At 68.0% G+C, this 17,398-nt stretch carries 18 protein-coding genes; 6 read left to right on the forward strand and 12 right to left on the reverse strand.

Translation table 11 applies throughout. The features are described 5' to 3' along the window. Positions 1–164: 164 nt before the first annotated feature. Positions 165–1,397, forward strand: coding sequence for an ATP-binding protein (locus ACQ4LY_RS16180; RefSeq protein ID WP_431073127.1), 1,233 nt, complete (start codon positions 165–167; stop codon positions 1,395–1,397). Next, positions 1,394–2,092: a response regulator gene (locus ACQ4LY_RS16185; protein WP_431073129.1), complete on the forward strand. Its 699-nt coding sequence runs from the start codon at positions 1,394–1,396 to the stop codon at positions 2,090–2,092. The genes ACQ4LY_RS16180 and ACQ4LY_RS16185 overlap by 4 nt, the downstream gene beginning before the upstream one ends. Positions 2,093–2,111: 19 nt before the next feature. On the opposite strand, the gene ACQ4LY_RS16190 is transcribed toward ACQ4LY_RS16185, so the two are convergent. From ACQ4LY_RS16190 to ACQ4LY_RS16200, 3 genes are all read right to left on the reverse strand, one after another. Continuing rightward, positions 2,112–3,464, reverse strand: coding sequence for an FAD-binding oxidoreductase (locus ACQ4LY_RS16190; protein ID WP_431073131.1), 1,353 nt, complete (start codon positions 3,462–3,464; stop codon positions 2,112–2,114). Between the two features lie 79 nt (positions 3,465–3,543). Continuing rightward, on the reverse strand, positions 3,544–4,188 hold the full coding sequence (locus tag ACQ4LY_RS16195) for an FMN reductase (protein ID WP_431073133.1): 645 nt from the start codon (positions 4,186–4,188) through the stop codon (positions 3,544–3,546). A 1-nt stretch (position 4,189) separates the two neighbouring features. Next, complete coding sequence (locus ACQ4LY_RS16200) at positions 4,190–5,413, reverse strand: LLM class flavin-dependent oxidoreductase (protein WP_431073135.1); 1,224 nt, start codon at positions 5,411–5,413, stop codon at positions 4,190–4,192. Positions 5,414–5,521: 108 nt separating this feature from the next. Between ACQ4LY_RS16200 and ACQ4LY_RS16205 the strand changes: the two genes are divergently transcribed. Together ACQ4LY_RS16205 and ACQ4LY_RS16210 are read left to right on the forward strand one after the other, a co-directional pair. Then, the gene (locus tag ACQ4LY_RS16205) at positions 5,522–6,679 is read left to right on the forward strand and encodes an acyltransferase family protein (protein ID WP_431073137.1); all 1,158 of its coding nucleotides are present in this window, start codon (positions 5,522–5,524) and stop codon (positions 6,677–6,679) included. Beyond that, the gene (locus tag ACQ4LY_RS16210) at positions 6,676–7,539 is read left to right on the forward strand and encodes a serine hydrolase domain-containing protein (RefSeq protein ID WP_431073139.1); all 864 of its coding nucleotides are present in this window, start codon (positions 6,676–6,678) and stop codon (positions 7,537–7,539) included. Before ACQ4LY_RS16205 ends, ACQ4LY_RS16210 begins: the two co-directional genes overlap by 4 nt. Positions 7,540–7,552: 13 nt before the next feature. Here the strand turns inward: ACQ4LY_RS16210 and efeB are convergent, their stop codons facing one another. From efeB to efeU, 3 genes are read right to left on the reverse strand one after another with little or no spacing between them, the layout of a single operon-like run. Then, entirely contained in the window at positions 7,553–8,866 is a 1,314-nt protein-coding gene (gene efeB / locus ACQ4LY_RS16215) for an iron uptake transporter deferrochelatase/peroxidase subunit (protein WP_431073141.1), read from the reverse strand. A gap of 22 nt (positions 8,867–8,888) precedes the next feature. After that, positions 8,889–10,121: an iron uptake system protein EfeO gene (gene efeO / locus ACQ4LY_RS16220; protein WP_431073143.1), complete on the reverse strand. Its 1,233-nt coding sequence runs from the start codon at positions 10,119–10,121 to the stop codon at positions 8,889–8,891. Further along, positions 10,118–11,068, reverse strand: coding sequence for an iron uptake transporter permease EfeU (gene efeU / locus ACQ4LY_RS16225; RefSeq protein WP_431073145.1), 951 nt, complete (start codon positions 11,066–11,068; stop codon positions 10,118–10,120). Before efeU ends, efeO begins: the two co-directional genes overlap by 4 nt. Positions 11,069–11,224: 156 nt before the next feature. On the opposite strand from efeU, the gene ACQ4LY_RS16230 reads away from it, so the two are divergent. After that, positions 11,225–12,229 carry an isopenicillin N synthase family dioxygenase gene (locus ACQ4LY_RS16230; protein ID WP_431073147.1) on the forward strand — a complete coding sequence of 335 codons (1,005 nt, stop codon included), beginning with the start codon at positions 11,225–11,227 and terminating at the stop codon, positions 12,227–12,229. A gap of 6 nt (positions 12,230–12,235) precedes the next feature. Here ACQ4LY_RS16230 and ACQ4LY_RS16235 read toward each other — a convergent pair whose 3' ends face one another. The 3 genes from ACQ4LY_RS16235 to rpsO form a co-directional block, all read right to left on the reverse strand. Next, positions 12,236–12,565: a transcriptional regulator gene (locus ACQ4LY_RS16235; protein WP_431073149.1), complete on the reverse strand. Its 330-nt coding sequence runs from the start codon at positions 12,563–12,565 to the stop codon at positions 12,236–12,238. Further along, positions 12,558–13,418, reverse strand: a complete 861-nt coding sequence (locus ACQ4LY_RS16240; RefSeq protein ID WP_431073151.1) for a hypothetical protein — start codon at positions 13,416–13,418, stop codon at positions 12,558–12,560. Before ACQ4LY_RS16240 ends, ACQ4LY_RS16235 begins: the two co-directional genes overlap by 8 nt. 156 nt (positions 13,419–13,574) lie before the next feature. Beyond that, on the reverse strand, positions 13,575–13,844 hold the full coding sequence (gene rpsO, locus ACQ4LY_RS16245; RefSeq protein WP_017203073.1) for a 30S ribosomal protein S15: 270 nt from the start codon (positions 13,842–13,844) through the stop codon (positions 13,575–13,577). Between the two features lie 185 nt (positions 13,845–14,029). Here rpsO and ACQ4LY_RS16250 point away from each other — a divergent pair, with 185 nt between their 5' ends. Then, on the forward strand, positions 14,030–15,322 hold the full coding sequence (locus tag ACQ4LY_RS16250; RefSeq protein ID WP_431073154.1) for an MFS transporter: 1,293 nt from the start codon (positions 14,030–14,032) through the stop codon (positions 15,320–15,322). Between the two features lie 30 nt (positions 15,323–15,352). On the opposite strand, the gene ACQ4LY_RS16255 is transcribed toward ACQ4LY_RS16250, so the two are convergent. The 3 genes from ACQ4LY_RS16255 to ACQ4LY_RS16265 all read right to left on the reverse strand — a co-directional run bounded on the left by ACQ4LY_RS16255 (position 15,353) and on the right by ACQ4LY_RS16265 (position 17,391). Next, positions 15,353–15,907, reverse strand: a complete 555-nt coding sequence (locus tag ACQ4LY_RS16255; RefSeq protein WP_056308168.1) for a YceI family protein — start codon at positions 15,905–15,907, stop codon at positions 15,353–15,355. A 181-nt stretch (positions 15,908–16,088) separates the two neighbouring features. Next, the gene (locus tag ACQ4LY_RS16260) at positions 16,089–16,457 is read right to left on the reverse strand and encodes an FKBP-type peptidyl-prolyl cis-trans isomerase (protein ID WP_431073156.1); all 369 of its coding nucleotides are present in this window, start codon (positions 16,455–16,457) and stop codon (positions 16,089–16,091) included. Positions 16,458–16,689: 232 nt separating this feature from the next. Further along, on the reverse strand, positions 16,690–17,391 hold the full coding sequence (locus ACQ4LY_RS16265; RefSeq protein ID WP_431073158.1) for an alpha/beta fold hydrolase: 702 nt from the start codon (positions 17,389–17,391) through the stop codon (positions 16,690–16,692). Positions 17,392–17,398: the final 7 nt, after the last annotated feature.

Below are 17,398 nucleotides of genomic sequence, written 5' to 3' on the forward strand. Positions count from 1 at the left end.
CGCCGTCGCCTTCGGTAAGCTCACCGTCGCGGACTTCCCCCGACAGCACCATTTGTGGTCGTATTGGTCACCACCGATATCCGGACTCCGCGATCACCGACGATCGGAAGGACGCGATGAGACACGCGCGCGATACGAGGAGCACAGCTTCCCGGGTCTTCCTGGTGCTCCTGGCTGCCGCGATCGTGGTCGGCGCTCTGGTGGCCGTCTTCCTCGTCGTGGATGCGCAGCGCGCCACCCACGCGGAAGCCGAGCGGGTCACGGCGGCGACAGCGGTGACGCTCGCTTCGTCGCCTCTCGTCGTCGAGGCTCTCGCGACGGAGGAGCAGGCGAACGCGACCCGTACGCTCGAGCCGTACGCTCTCGATGTCATCGCAGGCGCCGATCTCGACTTCGTGACGATCATGACGCCCGACGGCACGCGCCTCACACACCCCGACGCCGACCAGATCGGCGGGGAGTACCTCGGAACCATCCCCGGCTCGCCGCGCACACTCACCGAGGTCTTCACCGGCACGCTCGGCCCTTCGGTGCGAACCATCGTGCCGGTGATCGCATCGGGCGGGGAACTGCTCGGCTGGGTGTCATCCGGCGTGACGATCGAATCCATCTCCGAGACGATCGTGCGCCGGCTGCCTCTCTCGGTCGGCATCACCGTCGGACTCGTGGCTCTCGGCGCTCTCGGCGCGTGGATCGCTCGCCGGTTCACACGCGGCATCGCGGGAGACCTGCCGCCGGGTCAGGTGAGGGACGCCGTGTCGTCATACGAATCCCTGCGCACCCTGGGCGACGCGCTGCGCGCTCAGACGCACGAGCACGGCAACCGCATGCACACCGCGGTCGCGCTTCTCGAACTCGGCCGCAGCGAGGAGGCTATCGAGATCCTGACCGAGACGTCACGCCAGAGTCAGTCGCTCGTCGATCAGGTCACCGCACGACAGGCCGGCGACCCCGCCGTCGGCGCGCTGCTTCTCGGCAAGGCATCGCAGGCCAAGGAGCGCGGGATCGACTGGCGGGTGAGCATCGACCCCGACACCCCCGCCTCCCCGCTCTCTCCCGTCGACAGCGTCGCCGTGCTCGGCAACCTGATCGACAACGCCATGGATGCAGCCGCCACCGGCACCGAGCGCTGGGTGGAGGTCTCGCTGCGCCCCTCGAAGGATCGCGGAATCGTCCTCGAGGTTTCCGACGGCGGTGACGGCATCCCCTCCGAGCTGCGCGAGCGCGTGTTCGCCCACGGCTTCTCGACGAAGCCTGCAGGTGCCCAGGGGCGCGGAGTCGGCCTCGCCCTCGTCCGCGCGGTGGTCGTCGGTGTGGGCGGCACCGTGGAGCTCTCCGCTCATCCGACCACGTTCACCGTCATCCTTCCGCCGGCGAGAGGACGCAGGAGCCCATGATCCGCACGCTGATCGTCGACGACGACGCTCTGACGCTCGAGCTCCACCGCTCCTACCTCGAGAGGATCGACGGCTTCATCGTGGGTGGGGAGTGCTCCGGCGCCAGGGCCGCACTGACCGCCGTGCTCGATCAGCCGCACGACGAGCCGTTCGACCTGGTCCTCCTCGACATCACGATGCCCGACGGCTCGGGCATCGATGTGCTCCGTGGGCTCCGCGCCCGATCCGCTGCCGTGGACGTGATCGCGATCACCGGCGTGCGCGACGCGGACACCGTCAGGCAGATGGCAGCTCTGGGCGTCTACCAGTACCTCGTCAAGCCGTTCCCCTTCGCGGTGTTCCACGAGCGCCTCACCGCGTATCGCACACACCGGGAGCAGGCGCGGTCGACGGCCGGCGAGGCGACCCAGGCGGAGATCGATGCGCTTCTCGGGCGCACGACCGGGACGATACCGATTCCCAAGGGGCTGTCGGCCGCGACGCTGCAGAAGGTGACCGCAGAGCTGCGTTCCTCCGGCACCGCGGTGTCGGCGAGCGAGGCGGCTGCGCGGCTCGGGCTGTCACGGGTGTCCGTAAGGAGGTACCTGGAGCACCTCACCGATTCGGGCATCATCACCCGCAGCGCCCGCTACGGCGCGCGTGGGCGCCCTGAGACGGAGTACCACTGGACCCGGCGCGCCGACGGAGACGACTGACGCCGGGTGCGTCCGGCAGTCAGCGAGGGAGGCGCCCCTCGTGGATCAGCGAGTCGGGGTCGGCGGCGGCCCTGATGGCGCGAAGGCGATCGATCGCCGCCGGGTCACCGCAGCGCTCGAGAGTCTCGCCCGGCCCCAGGAACGTCGTGACCGTGTGCGGAGCGATCGCGTGCGCGAGCACCTCTCGGAAGCCCGCCATACTCGCCTCCCCCGGTTCGCTCGGCGATCCGGGGAAGACAGGCACCAGGGCGTGGAGCAGCCAACCGACGCCCTGAAGCGTCGCGAATCCCGCCCGTCGAGGTTCATTCAGCGCGCCACCGAGCATCCGGATGTCGATGCCCATGATCGGCCACTGCTCCGGCAGGTCTCGGAAGCGGAAGAGATCGTCGATCGTCGCGTCGTCGAGCGACGACAGCGCAGCAGACGCGCCTTTGCCCGGCGTCGGTTCGGTGGGTTCACCGCTCGACGCCGCGACGCTCTTCGGCGATGTGGCACCCGACACCTCACGACGAACCGCGCCTACGCGCCGCACCTGCTCGATCAGCTCGTCGGCGGCTCCGACCGTGGACAGCGCCTGAACGGTGAAGAAGCTGCGTCCACGGATCTCGTCGGGAAGCTGCGGGGCGTCAGGCATGCGCATCGAGTTCGCGAACACGTTGAGCGATGCCGGGGCCTCTGCGGACAGATCGCGGACGGCCCGCATCACCGGCCCGGCGTCTGCGGCGTCGAAAGTGAGCTCGGTTCCCCACAGCGTCGGTGCGGGAACCAGGTCGATCTCGAGGGCCGTCACGACTCCGAGGATGCCGCCCGCCCCGCGAAGCGCCCACATCGTCTCGGGGTCGCTCTCATCGTCGACCCGCTCATGGGTCCCGTCGCTGCGCAGCATCCACGCGGCCCTGAGGTTGTCGGACCCGAGTCCCGCTGTGCGACTGAACCAGGAATGGCCGCCGCCCAGGGTGTACCCCGCGACGGCAACGACAGGGCTCGTGCCCGCAGGCGCCACCCAGCCTGTTCCCTCGAGCGCCTCGACGACTGCGCCCCAACGGACACCGCTGCCGACGCGGACCACGCCCGAACCGAGGTCGACCGACAGCTCGTCGAAGGCCGCCATACGGACGATGACCGCATCGGCCAGGTCTCCGCCGGCACCGTGCCCGGTGGGCTGGACAGCGAGTGTCACGCCCGCGTCGCGAGCGGCGTCGAGCAGAGTGCGCAGGTCGCCCAGATCGGCCGGTGCGGCCACGCCCGCCGGATGCTGTTCGATCGCCAGGTTCCACGGACGACGCGCCGCGTCGAAGGAATCGTCGCCGGGGAGGATGAGCGTGCCGCGCAGTGCATGCCGCGCGGGTTCGAGCACAGAGCGAAGGGCCATGAGGTCACCGTACGACGCCCTTCGGACATCGTCTACGGCCTCATGGCCCCGCGCTCGTTCCCGGTCGTGCCGGGGATCGTCATTCTCCGGCGAGACCACCGAGCATGTGACCGAACGATCGCCCTTCACCGAGGTAGGTGGCCGGATCGTACGGATCGGCGACAGCGGTCGTCTCGCGCCGCGCGATGGCATCGGCCAGCTCACGGGCACCCTTCTCGACCCGTTTCGCCAGCGGGGCGACGTCGTCTCCGGCGCCACCCCAGTCGCTGGAGGCCGCGAACACACCGGTCGAGACGGCCTCGGCGTGAAGATAGGCGAACAGCGGGCGGATGGCGTAGTCGATCGCGAGCGAGTGCCGTGCGGTGCCGGCATTGGCGCCGATCAGCACCGGTTTGCCGGTGAGCGCGTCGGGATCGAGCACGTCGATGAACGACTTGAACAGTCCGTTGTAGCTCGTGGAGAAGATCGGCGTGACGGCGATCAGGGCGTCTGCCGAGATGACCGTGTTGACGGCGGTCTCGAGCGCCGGCGGAGCGAACCCGGTGAGCAGGTTGTTCGTGATGTCGTGCGCGTAGTCGCGCAGTTCGATCACGTCGACGCTGGCGTCGATGTCGTGTGCGGCGACCGCCTTCACGGTCTCGGCCGCGAGACGGTCCGCGAGCATCCGCGTCGACGAGGGGTTCGAGAGCCCCGCGGAGACGACTGCGATCCTGCGAGTGGCCATCTCAGGCCTCCTTCCGGCTGAGTCCGAACGCGGCACCGGCCGGAGCCGGGGTGTCCTGGTACGGCGAGTCTCCGGTCAGATTGTCGCCGCGGTTCGCGCCGGGGCGGGCCTGACGCGTGGGTCCGTCACCGAACTCTGCCTTCACCCGCGACGCGTGGGTCGGGGCATCCGGCACGCTCGCCGGGCGATCCTTCGCGAGTTCCTTGCGGAGGACCGGCACGACCTCCGAGCCCAGGATGTCGAGCTGCTCGAGGACCGTCTTCAGGGGAAGGCCGGCGTGGTCGATCAGGAACAGCTGGCGCTGGTAGTCGCCGTAGTGCTCCCGCATCGCGGCGTAGCGGTCGATGACCTGCTGAGGCGATCCCACCGTCAGCGGGGTCATCTCGGTGAAGTCCTCCATGCTCGGACCGTGACCGTACACGGGGGCGTTGTCGAAGTACGGCCGGAACCGGTTCACGGCATCCTGCGACTTCGCCGCCATGAACACCTGCCCGCCGAGCCCGACGATCGCCTGCTCCGGCGTGCCGTGTCCGTAGTGCGCGTAGCGCTGCCGGTACAGCTCGATCAGGCGCTGGTAGTGCTCCTTGGGCCAGAAGATGTTGTTCGCGAAGAACCCGTCGCCGTAGTACGCGGCCTGCTCGGCGATCTCGGGCGTGCGGATGGATCCGTGCCAGACGAACGGAGCGACGCCGTCGAGCGGACGAGGAGTCGAGGTGAAGCCCTGCAGCGGGGTGCGGAACTTGCCCTCCCAGTCGACGACGTCCTCACGCCACAGCTTGTGCAGCAGGGCGTAGTTCTCGATCGCGAGCGGGAGACCCTGACGGATGTCCTGTCCGAACCAGGGGTAGACCGGCCCGGTGTTGCCGCGGCCGAGCATGAGGTCCATTCGACCGTCCGAGACGTGCTGCAGCATCGCGTACTCCTCGGCGATGCGCACGGGGTCGTTCGTCGTGATGAGCGTCGTCGAGGTCGACACGATGAGTCGCTCGGTCTGGGCGGCGAGAGCCGCCAGGAACGTCGTGGGGCTCGAGGACCAGAACGGAGGGTTGTGGTGCTCGCCGATCGCGAAGACGTCGAGGCCGACCTCTTCGCTGTGCTTGGCGATCGCCAACGTGGCTTTGATCCGCTCCTGCTCACTCGGCGTGACGCCGGTGGTGGGGTCGCGGGTGATGTCGCTGACCGACATGATGCCGAACTGCACCGGGACGCCTGCCTGCTCACTCATGATTGCTCCGTCTTCTCCGAACCGATGTCGTGCATCCGGTTCTATTCATTTGAATGTATCTGAGTCAACGCGATGCGAGCAACTTTATTCCCCGAGTAGCCTCGGAGGATGAACACCGCCGGCGCCGACACGACGAACCCCGCCACCGGATCCGTCCCGAAGCCCCGCAAGCGTGTTCCTTTCTGGGACAACGCACGCTACGCGTGCATCGTGCTGGTCGTCCTCGGCCACGCGATCCAGCGCCTCACCTACGACTCCGACATCGCCCTCGCGGCCTACCTGGCGCTGTACGCCTTCCATATGCCCGCGTTCGCGATCATCTCCGGCTACTTCTCGAAGTCGGGCTCCCCCACCCGCGTGCAGATGGCCCGTGTCATCACCGACATCCTCGTCCCGTACGTCATCTTCGAGTTCCTCTGGACCCTCACGAAGTGGCTGGTCGAGGGCCAGGCCGACCCGAACTTCACCAAGCCCTCGTGGACGCTCTGGTTCTTGCTGGCCCTCGGCATCTTCCGTCTCGTCCTTCCCTACCTGGCGCTGCTGCGCTGGCCTCTGCTGTGGACCGTGATCATCTCGATCGGCGTGGGCTATCTGCCCAACGTCGACAGCACCTTCTCGCTCTCGCGAACGCTCGGCCTGCTGCCGTTCTTCGCTCTCGGCTGGTGGCTGCGCGAGCGCGATGTCGTCGCGCGATTCCGCCTGCTCGACTCCCGCCCGTGGTGGATCCGTGGGGTCAGCCTCCTGGTGCTCGGTGCCGCCGGATTCGTCGCCTGGCGCTGGATAGATGTGTGGGAGAAGATCGACCTGCGCCACTGGCTGTTCTACGAGGACGCGTATGCGGACCTCGGCGGAGAGCAGTGGTGGGCCGGCGGTGTGCGTGTCGCGCTGATGCTGCTGGCGGTCATCCTGAGCGTCGCATTCTTCGCCCTCATTCCCCGAGGCACTCACTGGTGGACGAGGTTCGGTCAATACACGATGTACGTCTTCCTGCTGCACTCGTTCGTGCTCTACCCCTTCCGCGAGTCCGGTGCACTGCGCGATCTCGACCCGACCTGGCTGTGGCTGCCGCTGGTGACCCTGCTGTCGGTGGTGCTCGCCCTGGCCCTCGCCACGAAGCCAGTGCGCTGGCTGTTCCGTCCTCTCGTCGAACCCCGCCCCCGGTGGCTCTTCCGGGATCCGGAACTCGCGGCCCGCGAGGGACATCGCAGCGATCCCACCGGATCACGTCGGCCGCGTCAGACCGCAGCCGCTAGCCTGAAGGAGTGACTCGAGCCGAGCAGATCCGCGACCGGATCGTAGATCAGGCGGATGCATCGGGGTTCGGCGCCCACGGCCTCCACGTCCGTGTCGCCAGCGATGTCGCTGAGCACCGGTGGTCCCCCGATGTCCGCGAGGAGATCCACTCCGTCGCGAAGGGCGTGTGCGTGCTCGCCGCAGGTCTCGCTGCCGATGAGCGACTGATCTCGCTGGATGCGCCGGTGGCCGAGTACCTGCCGGACTTCACCCTCGGCGACGGCGTCGATCAGGTCACCCTCCGACACCTGCTGTCCATGTCGAGCGGTATCGACCTCCCCTGGTCCGAGACCCTGATGACCGACTGGCCGGATCTTGCGCGGGAGTTCCTCTCACGCCCGTCGCGCGGACGCGTCTTCCAGTACTCCAACGCCAGCACCTACACCGCCATGACCGTACTCGCCGCGAGAGTCGGCGACATCGTCGACTTCCTGCGCCCGAGACTGCTCGAACCGCTCGGCATCGACGACCTGGAGTGGGAGCGGTGCCCTCGGGGACGTATCGTCGCCGGGAGCGGCATCGCCCTGAGCACCGAGGAGCTCTCACGCCTCGGACGACTCGTCCGCGACCGCGGTGAGTGGGAGGGGCGACGCCTCGTACCTGCTTCCGTGATCGACGCGATGCACTCCGACTGGGTGGTGGCGGGTGCGAACCCCGCCTACGAGCGCTATGCGCTGGCCGGGTGGGACGGCCCAGGCGCTGCGTGGCGTCTGCACGGCGCCTACGGGCAGCTGCTGATCTTCTGCGATGACGCGGTCGTGACGATCACGGCGGACGACCACTTCGGCGCGGACGCGATGTCTGCGTTCGTGGTCGACACCCTCCGGTCCTGAGGGAGATCTCGCGTCAGGAGAAGAGCTCGGCGCCGACGTACGACCCCGGCGTCGCACCGGCGGGGATCGCCCAGATCCCCGAGCCCACGTGCCTGATGTACTCGTTCATGAGATCCGTCGACAGCCGCCTCTGCAGGGTGATGAACTGGGCCGGATCGCGCTGATACGACAGGAAGAACAGCCCGGCGTCGAGGCGCCCGAGGTCGTTGTTGCCGTTGACGTAGTTGAACCCGCGGCGGAGGATGCGGATGCCGTCGTTCTGGTCGGGGTGTGCGAGGCGCACATGCGCGTTGCTGTCGATGGCCGAGCTGCCGAAGTCGGGGGCGGTGAACTCGTCACCGCCCGACAGAGGCGCCCCCACGCCCTTGTCCCGCCCGATGATCGCATCCTGCTCGGAGAGCCGTACGCGATCCCACGTCTCGATCAGCATCGCGATCTTGCGGGCGACCAGGTACGAGCCGCCCGTCATCCATGCGGGCTCGTCGGACGCCCCCACCCAGACGTTCTCGTCGAGGGCGGCGGAGTCGTCGGCGAGGATGTTCGCGGTGCCGTCCTTGAATCCGAACAGGTTTCGCGGGGTCGCCTGATCCGATGTCGTGCGGGAGGTCTTCCCGAACCCGAGCTGCGACCAGCGCAGCTTCGCACGCCCGAAGGCGATGCGGCTGAGGTTGCGGATCGCATGAACGGCGACCTGAGGATCATCCGCGCAGGCCTGGATGCAGAGATCGCCGTGGGATGTCTGCGGATCCAGATCGTCGCCGAGGAAGGCGGGCAGCCGCTCGAGGGCAGCAGGACGACCTGCCGCGATGCCGTACCGGTCGCCGTCCTCGTTCTCGAACAGCCCCGGGCCGAAGCCGATCGTGATGGTGAGACCTGCCGCGGGCAGCCCGAGCGCCTCTCCGGTGTCGTCAGGCGGTACCTCAGCATCGCCGCCGACCGCACCGGTCGCGCTCACTTCGAGCCCCTGGGTCATCCGGGAGGCGGCGTACGTCCAGTCCTGCAGCAGCGTGATCAGGTCATCGCGATCGGTGCGGGGCATCATGTCGAACGATGCGAAGTGCAGATGCTCCTGCACGGGGGTGGTGATGCCGGCCTGGTGCGCGCCGAAGAAGTCGTATGCGTGTTCGGCATCGGCATGGGCCCTTGCACGGCCGAGAGCGACTCCGCCGGTCAGCCCGGCACCCACTCCGACCGCCAGAGAGGCCACTCCGCCGCCGAGCGCCAGGCCGAGGAGTCCTCGTCTGCTGAGACCCGTCGGCGGGGTCGCCGCGGCCGCCTCCTCCGTCACGGAGTCGGCTGCCGCGGCATCCTTCGAGCGTTCTTCCACCTGCGAGATCGTACCCGTCGGATCAGTCGAGGACTGTGCCGGTGAGCTGCGAGAGCGGCTCGGCGAGGGCGTTGATGAGGTCGGTGAACTCGCGCTTGTCGGCATCGGTCAGCGCGGCGTATCCGACGAACCCGTCGGCGAGCGAACCGTGAGCCGCCAGGGACGCCTCGAGAGCCGCGTATCCGTCCTCGATCTCGGTGACGAGTGCCTCGCCGTCGTCACCCTGCGCCGTGGCGAAGTCCTGCACGAGCGAGAACGCCATCTTGGAGCCTTCGACGTTCGCCGCGAAGTCGTAGAGGTCGGTGCCGGACCACCAGTCCTCTTCGCCGGAGATCTTTCCGGTCGCGACCTCATCGAGCAGCGCGATCGCACCGTTCGAGATGCCGCCGATGCCCTGGTCGTCGAGCGCCGTGGTGAAGTCATCCGAGTGCACGTAGTCGTACAGCTCCTGCACGTCGGCGAGCAGCTGGTCGCCGTACTCGGCCCGCTCCTCAGTCGTGGACGGCGCCCAGTCCTGCCAGGCGGGCGTCTCACCGTCGGCGTTGAGCGCGTCCTGCGCGGGCACCCACAGGTCTTTCTCGATGCGATGGAATCCCGTCCAGTCCAGGCCCTCGGCGACCGCATCCACCTCGCGGTAGTCGATCCGCGGGTCGAGCGTGCCGAGAGCCTCGGCGACGGGCTCGATGCGCTCGTAGAAGGCGCGCGTCTGGGGGAAGAGGGCGCGTGCCGTCTCGTCGTCGCCCGACTCGTAGGCGGCGACGAGTTCGTCGACCGAGGGCACGAGCTGTCCGACCTGGTCCTTCACGAACGCGGCGTACAGATGGACGGCCTGCTGCTTCTGCTCGGCATCCTCGCCTGCGACTGCGACGCGGTCACCGGTCACGGTGAACTCCGACTTGCCGACGCCTTCGCCGATCATGCCCGGCTTGCAGAGCGTGAAGTACGTGCCGGGCTGGGCCACGACCGTCAGCGTTCGCGATGCAGAGGGCGCGATGTTCTCGACCTCTCCGACGATGCGCAGCCCGTCGTCCGCGAGCAGATAGAACTCGGACGTCTGACCGCTGTCGTTCGTGACGTCGAACGTGAGCGTTCCGCTCTTCGCGGTCGCGCCGGACACGGCGCACTCCGAGTCGGTCGACGAGACGTCGAAGGCCGCGCCGGCTGCGACGTCGCTCTTGGCGACGCAGCTGCTCAGGAGAAGTGCGGCAGCGCCGGCGGCTGCGACGGCACCGAGGATTCGGCGAGAGGTGGTCATGCTGCTCCTTGCTGGGTGAGAGTGGATGCCGACGCGTCTTCGTCTGCGGAGGTCGGTGGACGAGGCGTGACGGCCCGACGGGTGCGGAGCCCCCGGACGAAGAAGAATCCGACGACGGCCAGATAAAGAGTCCATGCGGTGACCTGGAGCCAGGTCATGCGTGGCATGAATCCGACGGTCGCCTGGAGGATCGTCGCCCAGACACTGTCGGGGGCGATGACGTTCGTGACATCGAACGCCCAGCCGAACGGGAAGCCCGCCCAGCCGAGGGCGACGGCACCGGTCACAGCATCGATCGGGGCGACGGCGGTGAAGGGTCCTGGCAGCGCGCCGGCCTCCTGCAGGTCCATGATCGCGTAGGCGAGCACGCCCGCCGCGACGACGACGAGGAAGCCGCTCGTCCAGGTGAAGAAGCGACGAAGATCCAGCCGCACGGCGCCGCGCGCGAGCAGCCATCCGATCACGACGGCGGCGAGAAGACCCAGTAACGCACCGAGCAGCGCCGAGGGCGCGTCCCCGAAGGACTGGACCATCGACCACAGCAGCAGCGTCGTCTCGATCCCCTCTCGCGCGACCGAGACGAAGCCGATCGCGATCAGGGCCCAGATGCCGCCCTGCGTGAGAGCGCGGTCGAGCCCGCCCTCGAGCGTCGCCTTCATCGTGCGGCCGGCCTTCTGCATCCAGAAGATCATCCAGGTGACCATGCCGACGGCGAGCAGCGAGAGCAGCCCGCCGATGAGCTCCTGCGCCTCGAACGTCAGGGAGTATGCGCCGAACGTGAGAACCGCTCCGATCCCCAGAGCAAGGGCGATCGCGAGCGCCACACCTGCCCAGAGCCGGGGCAGCGCGTCACCTCGACCGAGGCGTCGGAGGTAGGCGATGAGGATGCCGACGACCAGGGCGGCTTCAAGGCCTTCGCGGAGACCGATGAGGAAAGTGGCGAGCACGGGAGGGAGACTCTCTGAGAAGAATGAGGTAAGGCATCCCTTACCTCAGAGAGATTAGCACCCCGTCCGCGCTGTCCTTTCACCCGCACCTGCAGGCGGTGGTAATTCGACGCAACACTCGACCGCACTCCCCCGCGACCGATCTACGCTCGGTGGATGGCTGATCTCTCGCTCCCCATCCTCGACCTGTCCCAGCTCGACGCCGGCCCCGAGGCCGCCGCGCGGTTCCGCGACGACCTGAGGGCAGCCACCCACGACGTGGGCTTCTTCTACCTCACCGGCACGGGCATCTCACCCGAGCTCGAAGCGCGTCTGCACCGGGCCGCCCTCGATTTCTTCGCTCTGCCGGAGGAGGACAAACTCGCGATCGAGAACGTCAACAGCCCCCACTTCCGGGGATACACCCGCATCGGCGGCGAGCGGACCCAGGGCAAGGTCGACTGGCGCGAGCAGATCGACATCGGTCCGGAGCGCGAACCCATCGAGGGCGGACCGGCGTTCAACCGCCTGGTGGGCCCGAACCTGTGGCCGTCGGCGCAGCCCGAACTCAGAGCGGTCGTCACCGAGTGGCACGACACACTGACCGAGATCGCGCAGAAACTGCTGCGGGCCTGGGCCACGACCCTCGGAGCCGAGGAGACGTATTTCGACGAGCCGTTCCGCGACCCGTCGACGCTGATCAAGATCGTCCGCTACCCGGGGAGCAAAGAGCCGGAGCCCCAGCAGGGCGTCGGCGCGCACAAGGACTCCGGTGTGCTCACCCTGCTCTGGGTCGAGCCGGGCAAGGGCGGGCTGCAGGTGGAACGGAACGGCGAGTGGGTGTCGGCTCCCCCGGTACCCGGCGCGTTCGTCGTCAACATCGGCGAGCTGCTGGAGTACGCCACAGGCGGCTACCTCAAGGCGACCAATCACCGCGTGATCTCACCCAAGGCGCCGGAGGAGCGCATCTCGATCCCGTTCTTCTTCAACCCGGCTCTCGACCAGCAGCTGCCGCTCCTCGAGCTTCCGGCAGACCTGGCCGCCGAGGCGACCGGCATCACCGAGGACCCGAGCAACCCGATCCATGCCACCTATGGCGAGAACGCCATGAAGTCGCGACTGCGTGCGCATCCCGACGTGGCTGCGATCCACCACCCCGATCTGGTCGGCACGAACGCCTGACCCGGGTCACAGCGCCGCGCCTCCTCCGAGCGCGACGATCTCGCGCAGGGCCTGCAGGTGTCCGGCGAAGGCTGCGCGGCCGGCTGCGGTCGAATGGACCCACGTGCGAGGGCGACTGCCGAGGCTTCCCTTGCGCGCGACGACGTACCCCGCGGCCTGAAGGTGCGAGATGGCCTTGCTCAGCGGTGAGTCACCGCACTGGAGGACCTCACGCAGCGTCGCGAAGTCGAGCTCGATGCCCTCACCGAGCGACGCGAGGACCGAGAAGCGGATCGGCGACGCGAAGTTGTCGTCGAGTCGGGTCCGCGGGTGCGGCACCGATGGGGTGTCAGTCACGGAGATCACGTCCGGGGACGAACGACACGGCGACGAACAGCGCGATGATGCCCAGGCCGCCGGCGAATCCGAGGCCGATCGGAACGCCGTCGAGCAGGACGAGCAGAGCCAGTGCACAGCCAGCCGCGGCGAAAGCGAGCACGTGCGGCCAACGCCACGAGGCGCCGACCGCGGGAAGGCCCATCTCACTGCGAGCGGCCACGAGCCAGACGAAGGTCATGAGCAGGACGAGCAGAAGGAGCGTGCTCGCGAGCACCCCGTCTGGCGCGGAGCCGAGCATGGCCATCACTCCGAGAGCGACTCCCACGCAGATGGTTCCCCACCGCATCGCCCGCGGAAGCGGCTTCGGCATGGATCGCAGGGGGCGCGGGTCACCCGACGCCAGAGCGAGCTGAACTGCGCCGTAGCCACCGAATCCGACCAGCATGAGGATGGCCGGGATCCACACGCCGATGGCCGGGAACCCGGGATAGAAGACAGCGAAGCCGAAGACGACGAGCACCACGACAGTCAGAGCACTGCCGGCCAGCAGTATGGGCCAGCGCGACCACGTCAGGCGCAGTTGCATCCCGCTCCGCTGAGCCATGCCTGTGGAGAGCTGCCCCCATACGAGAAAACTGAAGACGAAGACCTGCGGCGTCACGCCGCCGTGATCACGTATCGCCGTGACCAGAGCGACGAGATACACCGCAGTGACGGCCGCATTGGCGATCTGCAGCCACGCCAGCGCCCGCCGGTCGACGACGCGTCCGCGTCGGTGCTTCACAGCCTCCGCCTCGTCGAGGTAGCGCTGCGCGATGTCCGCACTGGGCGGCGCGATAGCCTCGTGCCCCTGGATCGGCTTCTGCTCCATCGCGTGACCCCCTTCGCTTTCCATCTGGAAAGCTCACTACTTTCCTAATGGAAAGCGCGTGCGAGATCAACCCCCAGGACATGACGAAGGCCGCCCCACACCTGGGGCGGCCTTCTCAAGAATGTTCTGCGCGATTGTACGCTGGCTCGCTTCGCCTTATCGGCGGAGACCCAGGCGTGCGATCAGCGAGCGGTAACGCTCGATGTCGACGCTCTGGAGGTAGCCGAGCAGACGACGGCGCTGACCCACGAGCAGGAACAGGCCACGACGCGAGTGGTGGTCGTGCTTGTGCTCCTTCAGGTGCTCGGTGAGGTCCTTGATGCGCTGCGTCAGCATCGCGGCCTGCACCTCGGGGGATCCGGTGTCACCGGGGTGCGTCGCGTACTCTTCGATGATCGCCTTCTTGACGTCTGCTTCCAGTGCCATAGATTCGATCCCCTCTCTGCTTGTTGCGCGGCGCCCGACGCCTGATGCGAGGGCTCTCTTTATCCGCGGCCGATCGAACGGCAACCTGAAGAGTCTACCAGGACTGAGTGGCGCTGCGTGACCGCCGGCGGCCTCGACTCCTCGCGCCTCGGATACGCTCGGATCATGCACGACAGGCACGCGGCGTGAGCACGGCTCGCAGTCATCTGATCGATCTCAGTCCGCTGAAGGCCAGCCCGGCGTTCGCCCGCATGTGGACCGGCTCCGTGCTCGCCGGCATCGGCGGGCAGCTCACGATAGTGACCGTGATGCTGCACGTCTTCGCCCTCACCGGAAGCACCTTCGCGGTATCGATGATCGCCGTGGCGGGGCTCGCGCCGATGATCCTCGCCGGCCTCTACGGCGGGATGCTCGCCGACGCGTTCGACCGACGTCGTGTCGCGCTGGTCGCCGCGACCGTGACCTTCGCATCGACCGCCCTGCTCGCCGCTCTCACCTGGACGGGTGCCGAGACGATCTGGTGGCTGTACATCCTGAGCATCGTCAACTCGGCCGCCAACTCCGTCGGGATGGCGACCCGTACCGCCATCGTTCCGCGCCTCATCCCCCGGGACCTGCTGGCCGCGGCATCCGCGCTCAACGGCGTCGCGTTCGGCCTGACCGTGATGGCGGGCCCCGCCCTCGCGGGCGTCCTCGTCGCCCTCACCGGATACGGGTGGACCTACACGATCGACGTCGTCCTGATGCTGTCGATGTTCCTCGGGCTCTGGACCCTTCCGGCGTTGCGGCCCGAAGGCGAGATCGTTCGTCCGGGACTCGCCTCCCTCGTCGACGGATGGAGGTTCCTGAAGCGGGCGAGCAACATCCGCACGCAGTACGTGATGGACATCATCGCGATGACCTTCGGGCAGCCGCTGGTGCTCTTCCCCGCCCTCGGCACCGTTCTGCTCGGCGGCGGAGCGGTGACCACGGGCATCCTCACCGCGGCGGTCGCCGTCGGGACGTTCGCGTCGAGTCTGTTCTCGGGGCGCGTGGTGCAGTACCGCTGGCACGGCAGAGGAATCGAGCGAGCGGTAGAGGCGTACGGCGCATCGATCCTCGCCTTCGGGGTGGTACTGCTGATCGGCGCGTTCTCGGAGCCCGCGACGGAGAGGACCCCGAACGTCGCACTGATCATCGCCGCGTGCATCGCTCTCGCCCTGTCTGGGGCATCCGACAACGTCAGCTCGATCTATCGGAACACCATGATGCAGGCGGCCGTGCCGGACACCATGCGGGGTCGACTGCAGGGTGTGTTCATCATCGTCGTCGCGGGAGGACCGCGGATCGGCGCACTGTACGCGGGAACGCTCGCATCGATCACGACGCTGTGGTTCCCCCCGCTGCTCGGCGGAATCCTGGTGATCGCCCTCGTCGCCCTGCTCGCACGACGCAGCTCCCGATTCCGGGCCTACGACGCAGAGAACCCCGAGCCCTGAGGGCCCGGGGTTCTCGAGATCACCTGATGATCAGTCCTGCTGCAGAGCGCCCTGCAGGTCGAGGCTGATCGTGACGTCCTTGCCGACGAGCACGCCACCGGTCTCGAGCGCCGCGTTCCACGTCAGGCCGAAGTCCTCGCGGTTGATGACGGTCTTCGCCGAGGCACCGGCCTTGTAGTTGCCCCACGGGTCGGAGCCGAAGCCGCCGAAGTCGAGCTCGAAGCTGACCGGCTTGGTGATGCCGCGGATGGTCAGGTCACCATCGACGAAGAGCTCGCCACCCTCGGCGCGTGCACCGGTGGAGACGAACTCCATCGTCGGGAAGTTCTCGGTGTCGAAGAAGTCGCCCGAGCGGAGGTGCGTGTCGCGGCCCTCATCCTTCGTGTCGATCGAGGTGACGTCGACGCTCGCCTCGACGCGGGCTTCGAGGGGGTTCTCGGGGGCGACGAGGGTCGCGCTCTTCACACCGAAGGTGCCGCGCACCTTGGAGATCATCATGTGGCGCACGCTGAAGGTGACCTCGCTGTGCGACGGGTCGAGCACCCAGGTGCCTGCGCGGTAGCCGGGAATGTCGATGCTGGTCATGGTTTCTCCTCGGGAGACATCAGCCGCACTGTGCGGCAACGGATGAGGGGCCGCGTTCACGGCGTCACGGGTAACAACTTACATGCAGATGCATGTATTCCCCTGAATGCAGAAGTTCTTGCCGGTGTATGACGAAGGCGCCGTGCCCCGAGGGGCGCGGCGCCTTCCTGTGTCGAGCGACTCAGCCGACGGCGACGAGGTCGATGATGAAGATGAGGGTCTTGCCGGACAGGAAGTGCCCACCTCCGACGGGGCCATAGGCCAGGTGCGGCGGGATGATCAGCTCGCGGCGTCCGCCGACCTTCATGCCGGGGATGCCGTCCTGCCAGCCCTGGATCAGGCCGCGCAGCGGGAACTGGATGGTCTCGCCACGACCCCACGAAGAGTCGAACTCCTCGCCGGATTCGAACTCGACACCTGCGTAGTGCACGGTCACGGTGTCGCCGGGCTTCGCCTCGGTGCCGTCTCCTTCGATGATGTCGCGGATCACGAGCTCCGCGGGAGCGGGACCGGTGGGGGCGTCGAACTCAGGCTTTGTGCGATCAGTCATGCTTCCATCCAACCCGAGCCTCGGGGCACTGGTCAACGCGGTGACGACTGCTCAGAGCGAACACGAAGACGGGCCGCCCTGGCCGGGGATCCCGCCGGCTTCCCCGAAGGTCTTGACACTTGCTCTCGCCGGGTGCACCCTGTTTACAGACCAACTCAGCGCCCGGTAGACATGCAGGCATCGCCGCAGCACCGGGCGCTGAGTCTGTCATGAGGCGTCGCGCCAGGCCGTCTCAGATCGCGGCGGGATCGACCCCGTCCGCATATCCGATGAGGATCGATGCGAGTTCCTCGGGACGGCTCAGCGCGACGCAGTGGCTCCCCCGGATCTCATCCGCGACGAGGCCGAGGCGTGTTCGAGCGAGATCACGCAGGAAGTCCGGTGGGAAGAACCTGTCCTCGGTGCACACGACGACACGTGTCGGCATGCTCGGCCATGATGCCAGCGGCCAGCCGGCGACCATCGCCGCTGAGGAGGGATGCGCACGCTCTCGCCGCATCGCCTCCTCGGCCAGCGAGCGGTCGACGTCGTGATAGAACCCCACGAACGGATCGGCGTTTCCCGTGAGCCCGCCGTCCAGGACCGCCTGTGCGGCGGACGCCGCGCCGAAGCCGGTGTTCTGCCACCACTCGTCGGGCGACTCCCCCGGTGAGGGAATCATCGCCGCGAGCATCACGAGGGCGTCGGCGGACAGCCTGTCGGCGACGATCGGCGCCGTGAATCCGCCGAAGGAGTGGCCGACCACGACCCCGCCTCGGCGACCGCCCACATCCGCGACCACGGCATCCGCGTAGTCGTCGAGCGTGAGCGCCTCGTCATCGCCGGGCAGGTCGGGCGCGAAGACCTCGTGCCCCCGCTCCTGGAGAGCCGCCGCCACCAGATGCCATGACCACCCCGTATCTCCTGCACCGTGCACGAGGACGAAGGCGGCCATGGGCTCT

It is taken from the genome of Microbacterium phyllosphaerae (genome assembly GCF_050628115.1).
In the GTDB taxonomy this organism is placed as follows: domain Bacteria; phylum Actinomycetota; class Actinomycetes; order Actinomycetales; family Microbacteriaceae; genus Microbacterium; species Microbacterium phyllosphaerae_A.

Coding starts and splice junctions, on each gene's coding strand:
- ACQ4LY_RS16255 (WP_056308168.1), bottom strand. CDS start 15,907: ATGACCAGCATCGACATTCCCGGCTACCGCGCAGGCACCTGGGTGCTC.
- efeO (WP_431073143.1), bottom strand. CDS start 10,121: ATGACCACCTCTCGCCGAATCCTCGGTGCCGTCGCAGCCGCCGGCGCT.
- rpsO (WP_017203073.1), bottom strand. CDS start 13,844: ATGGCACTGGAAGCAGACGTCAAGAAGGCGATCATCGAAGAGTACGCG.
- ACQ4LY_RS16260 (WP_431073156.1), bottom strand. CDS start 16,457: ATGACTGATCGCACAAAGCCTGAGTTCGACGCCCCCACCGGTCCCGCT.
- ACQ4LY_RS16265 (WP_431073158.1), bottom strand. CDS start 17,391: ATGGCCGCCTTCGTCCTCGTGCACGGTGCAGGAGATACGGGGTGGTCA.
- ACQ4LY_RS16190 (WP_431073131.1), bottom strand. CDS start 3,464: ATGGCCCTTCGCTCTGTGCTCGAACCCGCGCGGCATGCACTGCGCGGC.
- ACQ4LY_RS16230 (WP_431073147.1), top strand. CDS start 11,225: ATGGCTGATCTCTCGCTCCCCATCCTCGACCTGTCCCAGCTCGACGCC.
- ACQ4LY_RS16185 (WP_431073129.1), top strand. CDS start 1,394: ATGATCCGCACGCTGATCGTCGACGACGACGCTCTGACGCTCGAGCTC.
- ACQ4LY_RS16205 (WP_431073137.1), top strand. CDS start 5,522: ATGAACACCGCCGGCGCCGACACGACGAACCCCGCCACCGGATCCGTC.
- ACQ4LY_RS16195 (WP_431073133.1), bottom strand. CDS start 4,188: ATGGCCACTCGCAGGATCGCAGTCGTCTCCGCGGGGCTCTCGAACCCC.
- ACQ4LY_RS16240 (WP_431073151.1), bottom strand. CDS start 13,418: ATGGAGCAGAAGCCGATCCAGGGGCACGAGGCTATCGCGCCGCCCAGT.
- ACQ4LY_RS16200 (WP_431073135.1), bottom strand. CDS start 5,413: ATGAGTGAGCAGGCAGGCGTCCCGGTGCAGTTCGGCATCATGTCGGTC.